The 15,395-nt window shown below is 66.3% G+C and carries 12 protein-coding genes; 8 read left to right on the top strand and 4 right to left on the bottom strand.

Translation table 11 applies throughout. The features are described 5' to 3' along the window. Window positions 1-5 precede the first annotated feature (5 nt). Window positions 6-2,672, bottom strand: coding sequence for a ribonuclease E/G (locus BSP_RS13470; RefSeq protein ID WP_194166971.1), 2,667 nt, complete (start codon window positions 2,670-2,672; stop codon window positions 6-8). A gap of 510 nt (window positions 2,673-3,182) precedes the next feature. On the opposite strand from BSP_RS13470, the gene BSP_RS13465 reads away from it, so the two are divergent. Then, window positions 3,183-4,355, top strand: a complete 1,173-nt coding sequence (locus BSP_RS13465) for an N-acetylmuramoyl-L-alanine amidase (RefSeq protein ID WP_152950657.1) — start codon at window positions 3,183-3,185, stop codon at window positions 4,353-4,355. 40 nt (window positions 4,356-4,395) lie between these two features. Next, window positions 4,396-5,073: an SDR family oxidoreductase gene (locus tag BSP_RS13460; RefSeq protein WP_152950656.1), complete on the top strand. Its 678-nt coding sequence runs from the start codon at window positions 4,396-4,398 to the stop codon at window positions 5,071-5,073. A 12-nt stretch (window positions 5,074-5,085) separates the two neighbouring features. Here the strand turns inward: BSP_RS13460 and BSP_RS13455 are convergent, their stop codons facing one another. Then, a complete protein-coding gene (locus tag BSP_RS13455; RefSeq protein ID WP_054766181.1) occupies window positions 5,086-5,754 on the bottom strand; it encodes a J domain-containing protein in 669 nt (222 codons plus the stop codon). Window positions 5,755-5,799: 45 nt separating this feature from the next. On the opposite strand from BSP_RS13455, the gene BSP_RS13450 reads away from it, so the two are divergent. From BSP_RS13450 to BSP_RS13440, 3 genes are all read left to right on the top strand, one after another. Further along, window positions 5,800-6,105: a BolA family transcriptional regulator gene (locus BSP_RS13450; protein ID WP_054766996.1), complete on the top strand. Its 306-nt coding sequence runs from the start codon at window positions 5,800-5,802 to the stop codon at window positions 6,103-6,105. Window positions 6,106-6,188: 83 nt separating this feature from the next. Continuing rightward, window positions 6,189-8,006: an ATP-binding protein gene (locus BSP_RS13445; protein ID WP_054766180.1), complete on the top strand. Its 1,818-nt coding sequence runs from the start codon at window positions 6,189-6,191 to the stop codon at window positions 8,004-8,006. Between the two features lie 106 nt (window positions 8,007-8,112). Further along, window positions 8,113-9,801, top strand: a complete 1,689-nt coding sequence (locus tag BSP_RS13440) for a cisplatin damage response ATP-dependent DNA ligase (protein ID WP_152950655.1) — start codon at window positions 8,113-8,115, stop codon at window positions 9,799-9,801. Between the two features lie 21 nt (window positions 9,802-9,822). Here BSP_RS13440 and BSP_RS13435 read toward each other — a convergent pair whose 3' ends face one another. Continuing rightward, a complete protein-coding gene (locus BSP_RS13435) occupies window positions 9,823-11,253 on the bottom strand; it encodes a D-alanyl-D-alanine carboxypeptidase (protein ID WP_152950654.1) in 1,431 nt (476 codons plus the stop codon). A 243-nt stretch (window positions 11,254-11,496) separates the two neighbouring features. On the opposite strand from BSP_RS13435, the gene BSP_RS13430 reads away from it, so the two are divergent. Next, a complete protein-coding gene (locus BSP_RS13430) occupies window positions 11,497-11,976 on the top strand; it encodes a phasin family protein (RefSeq protein WP_152950653.1) in 480 nt (159 codons plus the stop codon). A gap of 59 nt (window positions 11,977-12,035) precedes the next feature. Here BSP_RS13430 and BSP_RS13425 read toward each other — a convergent pair whose 3' ends face one another. Then, the gene (locus BSP_RS13425) at window positions 12,036-12,524 is read right to left on the bottom strand and encodes a nuclear transport factor 2 family protein (protein ID WP_054766177.1); all 489 of its coding nucleotides are present in this window, start codon (window positions 12,522-12,524) and stop codon (window positions 12,036-12,038) included. Between the two features lie 167 nt (window positions 12,525-12,691). Between BSP_RS13425 and clpS the strand changes: the two genes are divergently transcribed. Further along, a complete protein-coding gene (gene clpS, locus BSP_RS13420) occupies window positions 12,692-13,021 on the top strand; it encodes an ATP-dependent Clp protease adapter ClpS (protein ID WP_152950652.1) in 330 nt (109 codons plus the stop codon). 13 nt (window positions 13,022-13,034) lie between these two features. Next, window positions 13,035-15,338: an ATP-dependent Clp protease ATP-binding subunit ClpA gene (clpA, locus tag BSP_RS13415; protein WP_152950651.1), complete on the top strand. Its 2,304-nt coding sequence runs from the start codon at window positions 13,035-13,037 to the stop codon at window positions 15,336-15,338. Window positions 15,339-15,395: the final 57 nt, after the last annotated feature.

Below are 15,395 nucleotides of genomic sequence, written 5' to 3'. Positions count from 1 at the left end.
ACCGATCAGCGGCGCCACCACCCGCGCTTGGGCTTTTCAGGCGGGGCGACGATTTGATTGGGGTCTTCGGCGATGATGGCTTCGATATCGACCTCGGGCTTGGGCGCCTCGAAGGTTTCCAACTCCGCCGTCGCGGCCGTCAGCACCGGCTGGTCGGCCTCGACCGCCGTCGGCGTCGCTTCCGGCTGGACCGGTTCAGGCTCAGGCGTGACGGCGGCGGCTGGCGTTTCGCTTTCGACTTCGACCTCGACCTCCGCCTCGGCCGGCGTCGCGACGGCTGGGGCGGCGGCGGTCTTGCGGCGCACGCGACGGCGCTGCGGCTCGGGCTGTACGGCGGATTGCGGTTCGGCTTGCGCCTCCGGCTGAGCCTCGGCGGCGACGGTCTCGGTCAGGACCGCCGCCTCCGGGGTCTCGTCGGCGGTTTCGGCGACGGCGGCGTCCGCCTTGAGGTCCTGGGCGTCGCCGCCTCGGCCCCGACCGCGTCTGCGACGGCGCCGCGAACGTCCGCCCTCTTCGCCGCCGCTTGCCGCAGCGACGACGTTCAGACCTTCAACCTCGGCCTCGGCCGCCGCGGGGCGATCGCCGCGCTCAGCACGGTCGGAGCGGGGCTCTGGCCGTCCCGGATTCAGCGGATCGAACCATACATAGGGATTGTCCAGCGACGGCGTGCGGCCGCGCACCCAGCTGTAGACGTCGCGCTCGCCGTCCTCGCGCACCCGGCGCCCGCCGCGGCGTCCCCGGCGGCGGCGGCGGCCGTTTTCGTCGTCCTCGTCATCCGAGGCGTCGGCGATGTCCAGCGCATCAATGGTTTCCGTCTCGGCGCCCTCGTCGTCGCGACGCCCGCCGCGACGACGGCGACGGTTCCGTCCGCGACCGCCACCGTCGTGACGTTCGGCCCGCTCGCGCGGCTCGTCATCGTCGCTGTCCTCGCGGTCCAGGGCGTCCAGATCGTCGTCCTCGTCGTCGGTGATGATCTCTTCGTCGTCCTCCTCATCCTCGTCTTCATAGAGGGAGGCGTCGAAATCGTCGTCGAGGTTGGGCATCTCGATCTCGGGCGCGACGAAGTCCTCGTTGGTCTCGGTACGCTCGATATTGTGTTCGCCCTGGCCCAGGCTGTCGTCGATCTGGACGATGACGTTCAGACCGCGACGCTCCAGCAGCGACTGCAGATAGGCGCGCTTGTGGTTCAGGATGTAAAGGCCGACGGCGGTGCAGACCTTCAGCACCACGACGCCCGCGCCGTTCTTGCCGGCCTCGATATCGACAGCGCGCAGGGTCATCAAGGCGGCGGATTCGGCTGAGCGGATGCGGCCGGTGCCCTGGCAGTGCGGGCACGCCTCGGTTGCGCCCTCGATCACGCCCAGGCGACGGCGCTGGCGGCTGATCTCCATCAGGCCGAAGGGCGAGATTCGGCCCATCTGGATGCGGGCGCGGTCGGTCGACAGGGCCTCCTTCAGCACCCGCTCGACTGCGCGGTTGTTCTTGCCTTCATCCATGTCGATGAAGTCGATGACCACTAGGCCGGCGAGGTCGCGCAGGCGCAGCTGGCGGGCGGCTTCCTCGGCCGCTTCCAGATTGGTCTTGAACGCCGTCTGTTCGACGTTGCGCTCCTTGGTCGCACGACCCGAGTTGACGTCGATGGCCACCAGGGCCTCGGTCTGGTTGATCACCAGATAGCCGCCCGACTTCAGCGGCACGACCGGCTGGTGGATCTGGGTCAGCAGCTCCTCGATGCCGTTGGCGGCGAACAGGGGGCGCGAGCCGCGGTACAGGTGAACCTTCTTGGCCTGGGCGGGCATCAGCACGCGCATGAAGTCGCGCGCTTCCTTGAAGCCCTCGACGCCCTCGACCTGAATGCCGTCGAAGTCCTTGTCGAACATGTCGCGCACGGCGCGCCGGACGAGGTTCTCTTCTTCGTAGATCAGAGAGGGGGCGTGGGAGGCGAGGGTTGTCTCGCGGATCGTCTCCCACAGACGCAGCAGATATTGATAGTCGCGCTTGATCTCGGCCTTGGTGCGCTTGGCGCCGGCGGTGCGGATGATCAGGCCCATGCCCTTGGGCACGTCGAGGGCCGCGACGGCGCTCTTCAGCCGGCGACGGTCCGAGGTGTTGGTGATCTTGCGGCTGATGCCGCCGCCCTTGCCGGTGTTGGGCATCAGGACGCAGTAGCGGCCGGCCAGCGACAGCCAGGTGGTCAGGGCTGCGCCCTTGGCGCCGCGCTCGTCCTTGACGACCTGCACCAGCAGGATCTGGCGACGCTTGATGACGTCCTGGATCTTGTAGCGGCGCATCAGCCGGCGCTTCAGCCGCTCTTCGTCGGCCAGGGCGGCCTCCGGATCGACGTCGTCGCCGGTGGATTCCCGATCCAGATCGTCCTCGTCCTCGTCGTCATGCGCCTCGGCCATGATGGCTTCGCGGTCGGCGACGGGGATCTGGTAGTAGTCCGGGTGGATTTCGTTGAAGGCCAGAAAGCCGTGACGGTTGCCGCCGTATTCGACAAAGGCGGCCTGTAGGCTGGGCTCTACGCGAGTGACCTTGGCAAGATAGATGTTGCCGCGAAGCTGGCGCTTCGCGCGGGATTCGAAATCGAATTCCTCAATCTGGCGTCCGTCTACGATCGCGACCCGGGTTTCTTCCGGGTGGGCCGCGTCGATCAGCATGGTCTTTGACATGGAAAGTCTCTCTCTGGCGCGCACAAGCCGACCGTCCCGGAACACCGGGCAGGGTCATGGCGGCTCGCCGAATGGGGGTAGGGGCCGGCGCGTGCGACTTCCCTTCGCCGAGGAGGGCGAAAGAGGCTTGGTCAAGCCGTAGGGGAAGGCAGGCGGAAAGGCCCATGGAGGTCGTCGGTCCTGAACCGGGCGCGCCAAACCTGGGGGGAAGGCCGCGACCCTGGTCCGCTCTTCGAACCATCGGCGACGCCGGGGCGGTTCTCGGATTGGTGAAAGTCAGCGCCGCGAGGAGGGCGCGCCCCCATTCGCAAGGGCGAAAGGGCGCGATCGTTTCGCGGACGGACCACAGCATAGTCACGCTGCATGCGAATTAAAAGGTGTTCGGCCTTAACCCCCTGAATACGAGCCTCTGGCATGATGGATCCGAAGTCGCAGTAGGAGTGGTTTGCAGGCGTCATGGGTGGTCGCGCTGTCACAGGGATGAGCCGTTGGGGCGCGAAGGAATGGGCGATGACCGCCCTGGCCTTCGTGGTCATCTGCGCCTGCGTCCTGTTTGCGACGCGCGGTTTCGCCTGGGGCGCCCAGGGCGACGTGCTGGCCGTGCGTTTCGGCGCCGATCGGGATCGGACCCGTGTGGTCATTGATCTGGACAAGTCCACACAGGGGCGCGTGGTCAATGCGGGAGACGGCGGACGGATCACCCTGGCTCTGGCCGGAGTGGCGCCGGGACGCGGCCTGAACGGCGGCGGATCGGGCCTTGTCCGCGCCTATCAGGTGACGGCGGTCGGCGGCGCCTCTCGCGTCGAGTTGGAGCTGGCGCGCGACAGCCAGATCGAGCGACGCTTTCTTCTGCCGCCTGGCGACGGGGTGGCCCACTATCGCTATGTGGTCGATCTAAAGGCGAACGGCGGCGCCGTCGGCCCCGCTGCGCCGCGTGTCTCGCCGACCCCGGCTCCCCGACGCGCCGAAAAACCGCTGGTGGTCATCGACGCGGGCCACGGCGGCCGCGATCCGGGCGCAAGCGGCGCGAAGGTGAGTGAGAGTGAGGTGACTCTTGCCGCAGCCCTGGCCCTGAAGGCCGAGCTGGAGCGCACGGGCCGGTATCGCGTTCTGCTGACACGCGAAACCAACACCTATGTCGATCTGTATCGCCGTGTCGCCATTGCGCGTCGGGCCGACGCGGATCTGTTCATATCGCTGCACGCGGATGCTGGGACGGACCCGGCCGTGCGGGGCGCCAGCGTTTACACCCTGTCCGAACAGGGCGCAGGGCGGGCGGTGCGCGAGTTCACGCGGAGCGACAACTGGCATCGCGAACTGCATCTGCCCGGCCGCGACCCTTCGGTGGACCGCATCCTGCTGGACATGACCCAGCGTGCGACCCAGAACCGGTCGGCCCAGTTCGCCCGTGTGCTGCTGACGCATTTGGAGGCCTCGGACCATCCGCTGCTGCGCCGCAGCCATCGCGATGCGGGCCTGGCCGTGCTTCTGGCGCCGGATGTGCCGGCGGTTCTGCTGGAGATGGGCTTCATCACCAATCCTGAGGACGAACGGCTGTTGACCGACGAACGGGCGCGTCGCCGCCTGATGAGGTCGGTCGCCGACGGCATCGACCGCTATTTCCGCGAGCCCGCCGCGGCCCTGGTGACCGCCTCCACCGACGGACCCGCCGGTCAGCCCTGACCGGTCGGCAACCAAGCCGGGGCTTGGCGGTTGTCGGATCATGAAGAGAGCAATCGTCACGGGAGGCGCCGGCCTGATCGGCGCCGGCATATGTCAGGCTCTGGCCAGCGAAGGCTGGCAGGTCGTGTCATTCGACAAGAAGGCCGCCGCGCCGGGCACGCGGCAGATCCTTTGCGACGTCGGCGACGAAGCCTCGGTCGCCGCCGCCTTCGAGGATCTGGGGTGGTCCGAGCTCGATCTTCTGGTCAACAACGCCGGCATCGCTGATCCCGCGAATGGTCCGTTGGCGGAATTGTCGCTGGAGGCATGGCGCCGCACCCTGGACAGTCACCTGACCGGCGCCTTTCTGATGAGCCGTGCGGTCATTCCCCGCCTGAAGGAAGGGGCAAGCGTCGTCAACATGGCTTCGACCCGCGCCTTCATGTCCGAGCCCGAGACGGAAGCCTACGCCGCGGCCAAGGGGGCCCTTGTCGCCCTGACCCACGCCATGGCGATCAGCCTGGGGCCAAAGGTGCGGGTCAATGCGATCGCGCCGGGGTGGATCGCTGATCCTGACGATGTGACCGCTGCCGACCACGAGCAGCATCCGGTCGGTCGGGTGGGGCGGGCTAAGGACGTCGCCCAGGCCGTGCTCTATCTGGCGGCGGCCGAGTTCGTCACAGGACAGGTGCTGACCCTGGACGGCGGGATGACGCGAAAGATGATCTATGCCGACTAGGGGCGAGCTGCCCTAGGCCAGGCCCGCCTTCTTCAGCGTCTTCCAGGCCTTGATCACCCGCTGCAGCTTGGCCTCGGCGCCGCGGTCTCCGCCGTTGGTGTCGGGATGAAAGCGCTTCAGCATCTCGTGGTAGCGGGCCTTGACCGCCGCCTTGTCCGCGCCGGGCTCCAGGTCCAGATCCGCCAGGGCGCCGCGCTCCAGCTTGCCGACGCGCCGATCCTCGGTCGGCGACTGGGGCGCCTGATCGCCGCGACGGCCGAAAAGGCCGAAACTGTCGCGCCATGAGCCGGCGCCTGTGGTGTTCGACGTACCCATCTTCGCCGAGAAGGCGGCGGCTTCGCGCGTGAATCGACCCGCCTTCATCTCCCAGGTCGGGCGTCCGCCCGTCATGGCCTCGTTTTCCTGAGCCGCGCGAATCTCGCCTTCGGTCATGCCGGCGTAGAAGTTCCAGCCCTTGTTGTACTCACCCGCATGGGCCTGGCAGAACTCATAAAAGTCGTTCAATCGTTCGCGCGACTTGGGCGCCTTGGCGGTTGCGGCGCGGCGGCAGTCCGGCCACTGGCACGGCTTTTCGCCGGGCTTGAGATGCAAAACATCCGCCTGGGCCGCTTCCTCCTCGGCCTTTGGCGGCTTCACGCGAATGTCGGTGAATCGCGGCTTGTATTGAAAGGAGGCGGACATCACACGAAGTGTAGTTCGGATTTGGACCTCTTCAAGGAAACGATCATGTCAGACGGGCCCGTGGCGACGATTATCCGTGAAAAACTGACCGCTGCGTTGTCGCCGCAACGTCTTGAGATCGAGGACGACAGCTGGCGGCACGCCGGCCACCATCACGAGGGCGGCATGGACGCCCAGCCGGGTGGGGAGAGCCATTTCAACCTTGTGATCGTGTCGTCCGCCTTCGAGGGCGTTTCGCGGGTGCTGCGCCAGCGGCGGATCAACGACCTTCTGCGCGCCGAACTGGCCGGGCCTGTACACGCCCTGTCCATAAAGGCCCTGACGCCGGCGGAGGCCGTTCACAGCGTCTGATTGCGGCGGAGACCAGCGTTCACTCCGTCTTAGAACCTTCGTACTAGCGTCGCGCCTTACAAAGAACGTGGGGGCGGGTTCATATGGTTGAATCGGACGGTGTTGCTAAGACATTTCCCGGTGATCGGCGCGCGGGCGACCCGGCCCAGGCCCTGACGGCCATCCTGCAAACCCAGTATCTGCGCTATGTCATCATCGCCTCCTGGGCCCTGGCGCTGTTGGGCACCGCCCCTTGGTGGCAAGCTCTGATCTGGTTCGTGATGACCCTGGGGGCCGGCACGATCCGGGGCGTGGTCGAGCACAAGCTGCGTGATCGGGTGGAGGCGGGCTGGGGCATGGTCTTCCCAGCGGTCGCGACCGTCACCACCGCCGCCTGGGCCGTCGCCCCCCTGATGGCCTGGTACTCCGGCGCGGTTTTCGGCCAGGCTTTGGCGGTCGGATTCATCATTTGCGGCTATGTGCTGGTCTTCGCCCAGCTTCGTAATTCGCCGCTGCACGCGATCATCGTCTCGTCGCCCTATGGGGCGGCGGCGGCGGTCATGTTGCTGAGCTGCTGGGGCGAGCCTCAGTTCTGGTCGATGATTGCGGTGCTGCCGTGCGTGGTCGCCGTGCTGTTCGTGCTGGTTACCATGACCATGTTGCGCGAGAGCCGGATCGAGGCCTTCCAAGCCCACCAGGCCCATCTCATCGAAGAGCTGGAGGCCGCCCGTGACAAGGCGGATGCGGCGAACCAGGCCAAGTCCAACTTCCTCGGCGTGATTTCGCACGAGCTGCGAACGCCGATGAACGGCGTCCTCGGCGCGGCGCAGCTGCTCAGCGCAACCCGACTGGAGGCCGCCCAGCGCGAATATCTGTCGATCATCCGCAACTCCGGCGACAACCTTCTGTCGCTGCTGAACGACATTCTCGACATGACCAAGATCGAGGCCGGCAAGATGACCTTCGAGGTCGTCGATGTTGTGGTGGAGGACCTTCACCGTCGGATCACCGGACCCTTCGAGGCCCAGGCCGAGGCCAAGGGTCTGACGTTCGCGTCTGAACTGGAAGGCGAGATTCCGGCGGTCGTGCGCGGCGATCCGCTGCGCGTCTGTCAGGTCGTGCAGAACCTGTTGTCCAACGCCGTGAAATTCACCGACGGCGGCGAAATTCTCTATCGCGTGCGCGGCACGCGCATCTCCGATCGGCGCGTCGGCTTTGAATTCTCGGTGACGGACAGCGGATCGGGCATATCCGAAGCGGATCTGGCCCGGCTGTTCCAGCCCTTCACCCAGGTGGACGCCTCATCCACGCGGCGCTTCGGCGGAACGGGCCTGGGTCTGACCATCGCACGCCGGATGGCCAACATCATGGGCGGCGACATCACGGTGGACTCCGAGGTGGGGCGCGGATCGTGCTTCACCCTGACCGTAGAGGCCGAGGTCGTGGAATGGGTTCGCCCTGTCGCGACCGGCGCCGTAGAGGCCGAGGTCGAGGAAGGGGTTGCGCTGAGGGTGCTGGTGGTCGAGGACCACCCCGTCAACCGCATGATCCTGGAAGCCTGGATGAGCACGGCCTCCCACGCCGCCGTCACGGCGGAGAATGGACAGTTGGCCGTAGAGGCAGCGTCCGAACAGCCGTTCGATCTGATCATCATGGACGTCAACATGCCGGTCATGGATGGGCTGACGGCGACTCGGCGCATTCGGGACGGAGACGGGCCGAACGCCGACACGCCGATCGTCGTGCTGTCGGCCTCAGCCCGCAGCGAGGATCACGAAGCCGGGCTGGAGGCCGGCGCGGACGCCTATCTGACCAAGCCGATCGACTTCGCCGCCCTGGCGGAGATGATGGGCCGTGCCGCCGGCGGGCGCGCAGCCCTGAGCGCCGCCGAGGATTCGCCGAGCCAGTCGGCCGCAGCCTGACGCGACTCATTTAAAGGGGGCGCGCAAGGCGCGGCGGCGGGAAACCTCCGTCGCCTTCTTCGTTCTGGGCTGACGGCGCCGCTCGCCGCGGCCAGACTGGATCATCATGCGCGCCTTCGCCGAACTTCTGGATCGCCTGTCTCTGACGGCGTCGCGCAACGCCAAACTGGTGCTGGTCCGGGACTATCTGAAGGCGACGCCCGATCCGGATCGGGGCTGGGCCTTGGCGGCCCTGACGGGGGATCTGACCTTCGACGCCGCCAAGCCGGCCATGATCCGAAAGGCGGTCGAAGGGCGGGTCGATGCGACCCTGTTCGGCTGGTCCTACGACTATGTCGGCGATCTGGCCGAGACCGTCGCCCTGATCTGGCCTAGTCAATCGGATCATCGCCCCAACCGCGAACCGGAACTGGGCGAGGTGGTGGACGCGCTGCGCGCTGCGGGCCGCACCGAGGTTCGAGGCTTGCTGGAAACCTGGTTGGACGCTCTGGAGCCGAAGGGGCGATGGGCCTTGCTGAAGCTGATGACGGGCGGACTGCGGGTCGGTCTGTCCGCGCGCCTGGCCAAGACGGCGGCGGCCATGATGCGCCCCACCGAAGCGATTGCGCCTCCTAAGGCGGAAGGCGGGGAGGCGCGCGCGGCCCTGGAGCCGGTGGACGTATCGGCGGTGGAGGAGGTGTGGCATGCTGTGGACCCGCCTTACGCTGATCTGTTCGCCTGGCTGGAAGGTCGCGCCGAACGGCCGAGCCCCGATGCGCCTGGACGGTTCAGGCCGGTCATGCTGGCCGTGGCCGTCGATGAGACGGCCGATCTGCCGCGGCTCGATCCAGCCGACTACGCCGCCGAATGGAAGTGGGACGGCATCCGCGTTCAGGCGGTGGTCGAGGGCGGTGTGCGCAAACTGTGGTCGCGCACCGGCGACGAGATTTCAGCCGCTTTTCCTGACGTGATGGAGACCCTGGCCTTCGCGGGCGCCTTGGACGGCGAACTGGTGGTCTGGCGGGACGGGGCCGTGGCGCCCTTCGGCGATCTGCAGCAAAGGCTGAACCGCAAGACGGTCGACGCCAAGGCCATGGCCGCCTTTCCCGCCGCCGTCATCGCCTATGATCTGCTGGCCGATGAGACCGGCGATTTACGGGCGCTGCCCCTCAGAGACCGCCGCGCCCGGCTGGAGGCGCTGGTCGGCGCCCATCCCGAGGCGCGCCTGCATCTCTCGCCTCTGGTCGATTACGCAGACTGGACGGAGTTGGCGCGGCTGCGGGCCGATCCGCCGGTCGGGGCGGCGGCCGAGGGCTTGATGCTGAAACGGTGGGACAGCCCCTATGTGGCCGGCCGACCAAAGGGGCCGTGGTTCAAGTGGAAACGTGATCCCCACGTCATCGACGCCGTTCTGATGTACGCCCAGCGCGGTCACGGCAAACGGTCGAGCTTCTACTCAGACTACACCTTCGGCGTCTGGACCGAGGCGGGCGCGCTGACCCCCGTCGGCAAGGCCTATTTCGGCTTTACCGACGAAGAGCTGAAGCAGTTGGACAAGTTCGTGCGGGACCATACGGTCGAGCGGTTCGGACCGGTGCGGTCGGTTCGGGCAGAACGGGATTTCGGCCTGGTGCTGGAGATCGCCTTCGAGGGTCTTCAACGATCGTCGCGGCACAAGTCCGGCGTCGCCATGCGCTTTCCCCGCATCAGCCGAATCCGCTGGGACAAGCCGGCGCGCGAAGCCGACACCCTGGTCGGGGTTATGGATCTTCTGGACGCCCTGGAAAGCGGCGGCGGACGGGTGGCTCAGAGTTGACGACCCGCGCCGGTTGCGGCGTCAGTCCGGGCGCACGACCATGCAGGTGACGCGACGTTCCGACAGAGCCTCGCACGCCGCCTTGGCGGCGTCCTCGGTCAGTCCGGTGAAGCGCGACCGGTACCATTCGCCCGCCGTCTGAACATTGCGTTCGGCGTTGGCGAATTGGGTGCGGAAGCGGCGATTGACCTCCGTCAGCCAGTCGGAAGCGACCTTTTCATCCTTGAAGGCGCCGACCTGAACAGCCCACCGGCCTGAGGCGCGTGATGGGGCGGCCCTTGCGGCTTCGCGGGCGGGCGGCGGCGTGGTTCGGCGCGCAGGCGCCGCACCGCCGGATCCACCGTTCAGAGAGGCGGTGAGGTTGGCGGGCGCCCGACCGGCTGTGTCGGCGGCGGCGCGTCGTTCCGAAGGGGCGGGCGTGACGCGTGTCGGCAAAGCCGCCGGGGCCGGGGCCGCCGTATAGGCGACGGCCGAGGTTTCGCCGCCGATAGCGTCTTCGTCATCCGACAAGGCGGCGTAGGCCACCGGGGCGCTGGGCGACAGGGCTTCGGAGCCGACGCCGAAGCCGCGTTGTTCGAAGAAGGACTGGGCGATCTGGATCGACTCGCCCTGCGCCCGCCGCCGTTCGACCTCGAAGCCGGTGTCCATCAGTTCGGCGACATGGGCGTTGCGGCTGGCGCTGGAGCGACCGCCCAGCACGACGGTGATCAGCCGACGTCCATCGCGCACCGCAGAGGCGGCGAGATTGTAGCCCGAGGCGTTGGTATAGCCGGTCTTCATCCCGTCATAGCCGTTTCCAGTGGGTAGGAGACCGTTGGTGTTGCGATAGCTGCGGCCGTTGTAGGCCCAGTCATGCAGGCCGAAATAGCTGTAGTACTGGGGAAAGTCTCGCATGATGGCGCGGGCCAGGATGGCCTGGTCGCGGGCTGAGGTCACCTGGCGCGCATCGGGCAGGCCGTTGGCGGTGAAATAGCGCGTCTGGGTCATGCCCAACTGTTGGGCCTTCTGCGTCATCAGGCTGGTGAACCGGCTTTCGGAACCGCCCACATGTTCGGCGATGGCGACGGCCATGTCGTTGGCCGACCGCACGGCGGTGGCGCGCATGGCGTCGTCCAGGGTGATGGTCTGGCCCGCCGCCAGGCCGAGTTTCGACGGCGGCTGGGAGGCGGCGTGGGGCGAAACCGTCAGGACGTCGTCAGCCTTGACCCGGCCCTGAGACAGGGCCTCGAAGGTCAAATAGAGCGTCATCATCTTGGTCAGGGAGGCCGGATAACGACGGGCGTCGGCATGGCGCGAAAACAGAACCTCGCCCGAGGCGGCGTCTATGACGATGGCGGCGTAGCGGCTGTTTTCCTGGCTTTGAGCCTGGGCTTCGATCGGCCGGACGTTCGCGCTGAACACCAGCGACAGGGCGAGAACGGCGAAGAGACCACGGCGGAACAGTGAAAGCATGGGCGGATACGACCCTCGGTGAGCAGGGTGCGACAGGCCCCCCGGCCGACGCGATTGGAGGTCTAGCATAGGAGAGGCGGGTTTCAGGGTGGTTAACCGATCATCAACGCGAATTTGAAGAGCGAGTCACGAAATGGTGCAATGCACAATGATCCTTGATTTTCGTTCGCTTGTGCAGCATAATGGCGATGACCCTGGGTCAACTAGATTGCGCCGTCCCCCTAACCAATCGGAAACATGACCATGGCCGACACCGCCGAAACCATTAAGAAGACCGCCGATTCCGCCGCCAAGGCCCAAAACCAGGCTCAGGCCCATGCCGCCGAATTCCAGGCCGCCGGCGCCAAGGCCATGCGTGAAGGCATCGACAAATCCGTCGCCTCGCTGACCGAACTGAACGCCCACGGCAAGAAGAACCTGGACGCCATGGTCGAATCCGCCACCGTCGCCCAGAAGGGCGCCGAAGCCCTGTCGCAACAGGCCCTGGGCTTCGCCAAGACGAGCTGGGAAGACGGCGTCGCCGCCGCCAAGGAACTGTCGACCGCCCGCTCGGTCCAGGAGTTCTTCGAACTTCAGACGACCTGGGCCAAGAAGTCCATGGAACGCTATATGTCCGAACTGGCCAAGACCAACGAGATCGTCACCACGACGGTCAAGGACAGCCTGAAGCCCATCAATGAGCGCGTCACCGCCTCGGTCGAGACCTTCCAGGCCGCCCGCTAAGTCTGGCGATCGAAGCATTCGAAGGCCCCGAGGTTCGCCTCGGGGCCTTTTCTTTGTCTTCAGGGCAGGGGCGTGTGGTCGTAGCTGAAGACGCGCGCCAGCTTCCAAGTCTCGCCCTCGCGCTTCCACATCTGGGTGAAGCGGGCGCGGCCGACGCGGGTTTCGGGGCCGTCCCCGCGCCGCTCATAAAAGACGTGTTCGCCGGTTTCGACGGCGCCGTAGTTTTCGATCGGATAGACCGCCACCGCGTCCGCAAGCGCTTCGCGTCGAGACCGCCAGGCGTCCGGCGCAAGGCGGTCCTGACACCGATCGGCGTACTGGGCCACGAAACCGTCCGCATCCGTCGCCACCCGACCGCCCCTGTCGTCGAAGAATTCGAAATCGTCCGTAACGAGCGTCCGCAGGGTCGCAGGGTCGCACGCTTCGAAGAAGACGGAAAAGAGCCGGGCGTCCGCCGCCATGACCGACTCGCGCAGGGTCTGGCCCGGCGAGGGGGCGGCGAGCAGCGCCAATGCGGCCAATGGCGCGGCGGCGAGGGCGACAGACATGGGGGCGACCTTTGATTGGCGATGTCCCAACCTGTGGCGAAAGGGTTGCGGGATCACGTGAATCTTTCGTCAGCCTCCGCTCACGAAAGCCGTGACTGGACGCCGCTTCAAATCAGGCCATCATTCCCTATCTGATAGACAAGACGACTCCCCGATACGGAACACGAATGCCCATACAAAGGCCCGGTGAAACAGGCAGCGGACAAGGAACCGCCGTCGTCACCGAAACAAAGCCCAAGCTTCAGAAGCCCTCGCTTTACCGAGTGCTCATACTGAACGACGATTATTCGCCGATGGAATTCGTCGTCTATGTGCTGGAGCGGTTCTTCCAGAAGAGCCGAGAAGAAGCCACCCGCATCATGCTGCATGTGCATCAGCATGGCGTGGGGGTCTGCGGCGTCTACACCTATGAAGTCGCCGAGACCAAGGTCGCGCAGGTCATCGAAACCGCGCGCCGCCACCAGCACCCTCTGCAATGCACGATGGAAAAGGACTGAGAGGAGCCTCCCTATGCCTTCATTTTCCCGTCCTCTCGAAGAAACCCTGCACCGCGCCGTCGGCTACGCCAATGCGCGTCGGCACGAATACGCCACGCTCGAACACCTGTTGCTGGCCCTGATCGACGACCCGGACGCCGCCAATGTGATGCGGGCCTGCAACGTCGATCTGTCGGCCTTGAAGGCGGCGCTGAACCTCTATGTCGACAATGATCTGGCCGCCCTCGCGACGGCGGACGGCGAGGACGCCAAGCCGACGGCGGGCTTCCAGCGCGTGATCCAGCGCGCGGTCATCCACGTCCAGTCCTCGGGTCGCGAAGAGGTGTCCGGCGCAAACGTGCTGGTCGCCATCTTTTCGGAGCGCGAGAGCCACGCCGCCTACTTCCTGCAAGAGCAGGACATGACCCGCTATGACGCGGTCAACTTCATCGCCCACGGCATCGCCAAGAAGGCCGGCGCCGGCGAGACCCGTCCGGCAAAGGGCGCCTCGCCTGAGGAGGCCGAAGACCAGTCGGCGGTCAAACAGGGCGGTGAGGCGCTGGAAGCCTATTGCGTCGACCTCAATGAGAAGTCGCGCCAGGGCAAGGTCGATCCACTGATCGGCCGTCAGGCCGAGGTCGAACGCTCGATCCAGATCCTGTGCCGCCGGACCAAGAACAATCCGCTGCTGGTCGGCGACCCCGGCGTCGGCAAGACCGCCATCGCCGAAGGCCTGGCCCGCAAGATCGTCAACGGCGAGGTGCCCGACGTCCTGAAGGACGCCACCATCTATTCGCTGGACATGGGCGCTCTTCTGGCCGGCACCCGCTACCGCGGCGACTTCGAAGAGCGGCTGAAACAGGTGGTCAAGGAGCTGGAGAACCACGACAACGCCGTGCTCTTCATCGACGAGATCCACACGGTGATCGGCGCCGGCGCGACCTCGGGCGGGGCCATGGATGCGTCGAACCTGCTGAAGCCGGCCCTGGCTTCGGGTTCGCTGCGCTGCATGGGATCGACGACGTACAAGGAGTATCGCCAACACTTCGAGAAGGACCGCGCCCTGGTGCGCCGCTTCCAGAAGATCGACGTCAACGAGCCGACGGTCGAGGATACGGTGAAGATCCTGAAAGGTCTGAAAACCTATTACGAACAGCACCATAAGGTTCGTTACACTGACAGCGCCGTGCGGACGGCGGTCGAGCTGTCGGCGCGCTACATGACCGACCGGAAACTGCCGGACAAGGCGATCGACGTGATCGACGAGGCCGGGGCGTCGCAGATGCTGCTGACCGAGTCCAAGCGCAAGAAGGTCATCGGTCAGAAGGAGGTCGAGGCCGTCATCGCCAAGATGGCCCGCATCCCGGCCAAGTCGGTGTCCAAGTCGGACACCGAGAGCCTGCGCGAGCTGGAGGTCGATCTGAAGCGCGTGGTCTTCGGGCAGGAGCAGGCGATCGAACAGGTGTCGGCGGCGATGAAGCTGGCGCGGGCGGGTCTGCGTGATCCGAACAAGCCGATCGGCAGCTTCCTGTTCAGCGGTCCGACCGGCGTCGGCAAGACCGAGGTGGCGCGTCAGCTGGCCTCCACCCTCGGCATCGAGATGCAGCGTTTCGACATGTCCGAGTACATGGAGCGGCACACCGTCAGCCGCCTGATCGGGGCGCCTCCCGGCTATGTCGGCCATGACCAGGGCGGTCTGCTGACCGACGCCGTCGATCAGCATCCCCATTCGGTGGTGCTGCTGGACGAGATCGAGAAGGCGCACCCGGACGTCTACAACATCCTGTTGCAGGTGATGGACAACGGCTTGTTGACCGACGCGGTCGGCAAGAAGGTGGACTTCAGGAACGTCATCCTGATCATGACCACCAACGCCGGCGCCGCCGACAACGCCCGCGCCTCCATCGGCTTCGGCCGCGGCAAGGTCGAGGGCGAGGACGAAAAGGCCATCCAGCGTCTGTTCGCGCCGGAGTTCAGGAACCGCCTGGACGCCATCGTGGCCTTCAAGCCGCTGCAGGCCGACACGATCCGCTCGGTGGTGACCAAGTTCATCCTTCAGCTGGAAGCTCAGCTGGCGGACCGCAACATCACCATCGAACTGACCGACGAGGCGGCCGACTGGCTGGCCAAGAACGGCTTCGACGAACTGTACGGCGCGCGTCCGCTGGCGCGGGTCATCCAGGATTCGATCAAGAAGCCGCTGGCCGACGACATCCTGTTCGGGCGTCTGACGCGCGGCGGACACGTCAAGGTCCAGCTGAAGGACGGCAAGATCGACTTCGACATCAAGAGCGCCGGCGGCGTTCCGGCGAAGTCGGAGGAAGAAGAGACGGCCTGATCAGCCCGAGCGACGACGAGCGGAAGGCCCGGGCGTCTCCGCCCGGGCCTTTTTTCT

This window comes from Brevundimonas sp. Bb-A (assembly GCF_009394735.1).
GTDB lineage: Bacteria > Pseudomonadota > Alphaproteobacteria > Caulobacterales > Caulobacteraceae > Brevundimonas > Brevundimonas aurantiaca.
Note: the sequence above shows the minus strand (reverse complement) of the source record. Positions and strands in the feature narration are given on the sequence as shown.

Excerpts from the sequence above, each read along its gene's own strand:
- BSP_RS13440 (WP_152950655.1), top strand. The coding sequence starts at position 8,113 with ATGCGCGCCTTCGCCGAACTTCTGGATCGCCTGTCTCTGACGGCGTCG.
- BSP_RS13465 (WP_152950657.1), top strand. The coding sequence starts at position 3,183 with ATGACCGCCCTGGCCTTCGTGGTCATCTGCGCCTGCGTCCTGTTTGCG.
- clpS (WP_152950652.1), top strand. The coding sequence starts at position 12,692 with ATGCCCATACAAAGGCCCGGTGAAACAGGCAGCGGACAAGGAACCGCC.
- BSP_RS13455 (WP_054766181.1), bottom strand. The coding sequence starts at position 5,754 with ATGTCCGCCTCCTTTCAATACAAGCCGCGATTCACCGACATTCGCGTG.
- BSP_RS13470 (WP_194166971.1), bottom strand. The coding sequence starts at position 2,672 with ATGTCAAAGACCATGCTGATCGACGCGGCCCACCCGGAAGAAACCCGG.
- BSP_RS13460 (WP_152950656.1), top strand. The coding sequence starts at position 4,396 with ATGAAGAGAGCAATCGTCACGGGAGGCGCCGGCCTGATCGGCGCCGGC.
- BSP_RS13450 (WP_054766996.1), top strand. The coding sequence starts at position 5,800 with ATGTCAGACGGGCCCGTGGCGACGATTATCCGTGAAAAACTGACCGCT.
- BSP_RS13425 (WP_054766177.1), bottom strand. The coding sequence starts at position 12,524 with ATGTCTGTCGCCCTCGCCGCCGCGCCATTGGCCGCATTGGCGCTGCTC.
- BSP_RS13430 (WP_152950653.1), top strand. The coding sequence starts at position 11,497 with ATGGCCGACACCGCCGAAACCATTAAGAAGACCGCCGATTCCGCCGCC.
- BSP_RS13435 (WP_152950654.1), bottom strand. The coding sequence starts at position 11,253 with ATGCTTTCACTGTTCCGCCGTGGTCTCTTCGCCGTTCTCGCCCTGTCG.
- BSP_RS13445 (WP_054766180.1), top strand. The coding sequence starts at position 6,189 with ATGGTTGAATCGGACGGTGTTGCTAAGACATTTCCCGGTGATCGGCGC.
- clpA (WP_152950651.1), top strand. The coding sequence starts at position 13,035 with ATGCCTTCATTTTCCCGTCCTCTCGAAGAAACCCTGCACCGCGCCGTC.